At 43.7% G+C, this 355-nt stretch carries 1 protein-coding gene; it reads left to right on the top strand.

Annotated elements, in window-relative coordinates; genetic code table 11:
• Nucleotides 1-11 precede the first annotated feature (11 nt).
• Nucleotides 12-176, top strand: a complete 165-nt coding sequence (locus tag H5300_RS28610; RefSeq protein WP_220503600.1) for an LPD1 domain-containing protein — start codon at nt 12-14, stop codon at nt 174-176.
• Nucleotides 177-355: the final 179 nt, after the last annotated feature.

Consider the following 355-nt stretch of genomic DNA (forward strand, 5'->3'; position numbering starts at 1 on the left):
AATCACAGAAACTGGCAGGCCAGAAGGGAGCGCGAAAATACTGGATAGAAAGAAGCGAGATGCTAGCCAGGGCTTTTGAAGCTTTTGTCCAGGACTCACTTATAAGCAAAGGAATAAGTTGTGATGGGTGTGGATCTTTTGGAACGACAAGAGATCTTTTTAAATCAGTCAGTTAGAGGTTCTGAAAATGCAAAAGAGGCCAGTTTGTGGTAGTTATTTAGCTGCGAAAAACAATAACTCCCCAAAAAGGCCTCTTTATGACCGCAGCATACGTTAACTCACAAGATCTTTCATTCTTTTCTGACGCCTCCGAGCAATTAAATGCCATGGTCGACCACCTGAGTTCAGCTCCTCC

Source organism: Vibrio sp. SG41-7 (assembly GCF_014164465.1).
GTDB classification, from domain to species: Bacteria; Pseudomonadota; Gammaproteobacteria; order Enterobacterales; family Vibrionaceae; genus Vibrio; species Vibrio splendidus.